Below are 3,246 nucleotides of genomic sequence, written 5' to 3' on the forward strand. Positions count from 1 at the left end.
GGCAAGGGACATGTCATGGCTCCAGTGGTATTGCGGCGGGCAGGCCGGACAGCATATCCGGCCCGCCTCTGACCTTGTGCGTCAACGATGGGTCAGGCATTCGGGCGGCGCGATGCGCAGTCATTAGCCAGCCGGTTTGCGCGAGCCTTTTTTCGATGTCACAAAGGTCTCGATGTCGGTCAGCGAGATAGTGCCTGCATGGCTGGCGTCGATGGCGTCAAAGTTTTTGTACACCTTGGGCATTTTTGCCTGCGCCTCCTCGCGGGTCAGCTTGCCGTCCTTGTTGGTGTCGGCCGCTTCAAAGCGTTTTTGCAGTTCGGTGCGGGCCTTTTCCAGTCGGGCGGCGTTGGGTGCCTGGGCATGGGCTGCGGTACCTAGTGCCAGCAGACCAATGATTGAAAGTGCGCGGAGATTGAACGAAGGGGTCATGAGAGTGCTCCAGATGAAGGTTGAAAATTTTGAAAATTGAATTCGGTAAAAAGCCCAGCCCCGCTCAGCGCGACGGGCAACTCATCGCCGCACCGGCGGCGTCGTAGCAGGTCGTGCTGCGGGTAACGCCGGTGGCCTGGTTGTAGGACGCCGTGCTTTGCACGCTGTTGCCGGTGGCGGCGCTGGTGGCGGTGGTGTTGCGGCTGGCGTTGACGGCGCCATCGGCGGTCTTGCTGCTGCTGCCGCTGCTTTGCACGCTGCCTTTGGCGCCGGTGGCAGCAAACTCTCCACTGCGCTGCGCCGAGCCGTCCGCGCTGCGGTTGGCCTGGCCGCTACGCACGGCGGTGGCGCCGTTGGGGCCTGTTGTGGAGGCGCTGCCCACGGTGCTGGCATTGCCTTGCCCGTCGGCGGTGGTGCTGCGGTTGCGCACCCGTGTGCCGCCTTGCGGGCCCTCGCGGGTGATCGCCCTGGTGGCGGTGGCGCTGCCATCGGCACTGGTCCGCACCACGTGGCGGCTGGCCGCTTCGGCGGGGGTGGCAAAACCTGCCGCCAGCAGGGTGCATGTAAGGGCGGTCAGGACAGTAGCAGAGAACATGGTTTTCATGGTGAACTCCTTGAAGGTTGACGTTGAACGGTGAAGCGTCTTGAGGTTCCGGCCGCATTGCAAGCGCCGTGATGCCACTGTGGCCGCCAGATGTGAGCCAGGCATGGCTGCAAGCGGCCTCTTGATGACAAGGCATGAACAAATCCCGGCTTTGTCATCGTTTGTCATGATTTGCCGGGCCGGTGGCCCCGCGCGGGCCGCTACCATGGGGCATCTTTCTTGCGGCGGGGTGTTTTCTTATGGTTGTTTTCAGCGCGCTTTTGCAAACAGGCCCTTCACAATGAGCGAGCCGCTAGCCCGGGTCCTGGTGGTCGACGACGAGGCCGACCTGCGCAGCCTGTTGCAGCGTTACCTGAGCGACCAGGGTTACGCCGTGCGCACACTCGAAGACGCCAAAACCCTGGACACCCTGCTGGCGCGCGAACGTTTTGACGTGCTGGTGCTCGACGTCATGATGCCGGGCGAAGACGGGCTGGCGGTGTGCCGCCGTCTGCGCGCACAGGGTGAAACCATTCCCATCGTCATGCTCACCGCTCGGGGCGACCCGGTGGACCGCATCGTCGGGCTGGAAATGGGCGCTGACGACTACTTGCCCAAGCCCTTCAATCCGCGTGAGCTGCTGGCCCGCATCCAGGCGCTGGTGCGCCGGCAGCGCATGCTGGGCGCGCACAGCGGCCCGTTGCCCGGCCAGGGCACGGTGCAGTTTGGCGCCTTTACCTTAAAGCTGGAAGCACGCCGGCTGGAAAAAAACGGCGAAGACGTGCCACTCACCACCGGTGAATTCAGCCTGCTGCAGGCGCTGGCCTTGCACCCCAACCGGCCGCTGGGCCGCGACAGGCTGATCGAGCTGGCCTATGGCCGCGACCACGAAGCCACCGACCGCAGCATCGACGTGCAGGTCATGCGCCTGCGCAAGCTGATCGAGGTAGACCCTTCCCAGCCGGCGCACATCCAGACCGTGTGGGGCGTGGGTTATGTGTTTGTGCCGGAAGGCGGTGCGGCAAAAAGCGGCAAGGCGGGCAAGCCGTGAGGCTATTTCCATGAAGCTGTTTCCGCGCAGCCTGTTCGGCCGCAATGTGCTGCTGATCGTGGTGCTTATCGTGGTGGGCCAGCTGGCCAGCGCGCTGCTGGTGCGCCAGCTGATCATCAAGCCCCGACTGGCGCAGCTCTCGGTGGCGGTGGCGCGCAATGTCAGTTCCATCCGTGCCGGCCTGGCCGCCATGTCGCCCGCGCAGCGCGAGGCTTTTGTCGCGCAGTTCAACCGCCGCGCCATGCAGGGCATTGCCGATGACGACGAGGGTGACGGACGTGGCGAACGCCGGCTGCTGAGCCGGCTTGAGCGGCGCTTCGTCAATGAAGCCTCGCGCGGCATCGCGCTGGAAGGCGAGGGCTCCGAGATCATCTGGCGCCGCGAAGCCGGCGGCAGCCTGGCGGTGCGGCTGCGCCTGGACGGCGCCGACCATTGGGTCAACCTGCCCGGCGTGCTGCCGGCGCGTGAATTCACCGGCGCCTGGGTCGTGACATCGCTCGCCAGCGCCTTGCTGGCCTTGCTGGGCGCGCTGCTGATTCACCGCTACCTGAACCAGCCCCTGCGCCGCGTGATGGCTTCGGCGCACACGCTGGCGGGCGGCACCAGCCCGCAGCCGCTGCCCGAAGACGGCCCCACGGAAATCGCCGACCTGAGCCGCAGCTTTAACCAGATGGTGCGCAGCCTGGCCCAGGCCGACGACGAGCGAGCGCTAATGCTGGCCGGGGTGTCGCACGACCTGCGCACACCGCTGACCAAGCTGCGCCTGGGCATCGAGATCCTGCGCGACAAGGCCGAAAAAGCCGGTCAAGGCGACGATGAGCTGATGGCCCGAATGACACGCGGCGTGGAAGAAATGGACGCCATCATCAGCCAGTTCCTGGACTTTGCCCGCAGCACCGAAAGCGAAGCGCTGGCGCCGGTGGCGCTGGATGTGTTGGCGGCTGAGGTGGCGGCCGCCTCGGCCGGCCACGGCATGCCGGTGGCGCTGCAGGGCGGCAACCCGCCGCCGGTGCCCTTGCGCCCGCGTGCGATGCGCCGCGTGCTCACCAATCTGGTTGAAAACGCCTGGCGCCATGGCCTGCCGCCGGTCACGATGGCCACCGGTACGCAGGGCGATTCGGTCTGGATAGCGGTGACGGATCACGGCGCCGGCATTGACGCCGGGCAGGCCGAGGCCTTGAAG

Annotated in this window: 4 protein-coding genes; 2 read left to right on the top strand and 2 right to left on the bottom strand. The window is 66.0% G+C overall.

From position 1 onward, the window contains the following. Positions 1-123: 123 nt before the first annotated feature. Positions 124-429 (bottom strand): EF-hand domain-containing protein, encoded by a 306-nt coding sequence (locus AC1D1P_RS18695; protein ID WP_477674000.1) that lies wholly within the window; start codon positions 427-429, stop codon positions 124-126. Between the two features lie 64 nt (positions 430-493). Beyond that, positions 494-1,033 carry a hypothetical protein gene (locus AC1D1P_RS18700; RefSeq protein WP_477674001.1) on the bottom strand — a complete coding sequence of 180 codons (540 nt, stop codon included), beginning with the start codon at positions 1,031-1,033 and terminating at the stop codon, positions 494-496. 280 nt (positions 1,034-1,313) lie between these two features. Here AC1D1P_RS18700 and ompR point away from each other — a divergent pair, with 280 nt between their 5' ends. Continuing rightward, positions 1,314-2,063, top strand: coding sequence for an osmolarity response regulator transcription factor OmpR (ompR, locus tag AC1D1P_RS18705; RefSeq protein ID WP_477674002.1), 750 nt, complete (start codon positions 1,314-1,316; stop codon positions 2,061-2,063). Positions 2,064-2,073: 10 nt separating this feature from the next. Further along, on the top strand, positions 2,074-3,246 hold a 1,173-nt coding region (locus tag AC1D1P_RS18710; RefSeq protein ID WP_477674003.1), incomplete at its 3' end, for a histidine kinase dimerization/phospho-acceptor domain-containing protein.

The sequence above is a fragment of the Polaromonas sp. P1_E1_2 genome (assembly GCF_056406035.1).